Annotated in this window: 1 protein-coding gene; it reads left to right on the top strand. The window is 31.2% G+C overall.

Features of this window, described 5'->3' with window-relative positions; translation table 11 throughout:
* Positions 1 to 288: hypothetical protein (locus tag HMPREF2837_RS11350; protein ID WP_186823191.1), on the top strand; the 288-nt coding region annotated here is incomplete at both ends.

Below are 288 nucleotides of genomic sequence, written 5' to 3'. Positions count from 1 at the left end.
AAAAAACGGCTTAGAAACGAAAATATGGGGCAAATCGGACGAGTTAAGTCAATTGGATGAAAAAATAGAGCAACAAAAAGGTATTTTGAACAATTTATCAAGAGAATATGCTCTCAATCCATTGCCAAGCGAAAAAGAGAGAAGCTATTTTTTTGAAGTGTTAGAAAATGCTAAAAAGACGATTACAGGGAAAATAACCTTCGATTTTGATTTTGTGAGCCAATTAAAAAATTATATCAGTTCGGTCAATGAAAAAATTCAAGGTCTGATTTCTCAAAATATCCTTTT

It is taken from the genome of Streptococcus sp. HMSC071D03 (genome assembly GCF_001812125.1).
Classification (GTDB): domain Bacteria; phylum Bacillota; class Bacilli; order Lactobacillales; family Streptococcaceae; genus Streptococcus; species Streptococcus pseudopneumoniae_N.
The sequence above is the reverse complement of the archived record's forward strand: the minus strand, read 5'-3'. Positions and strand labels throughout refer to the sequence as shown.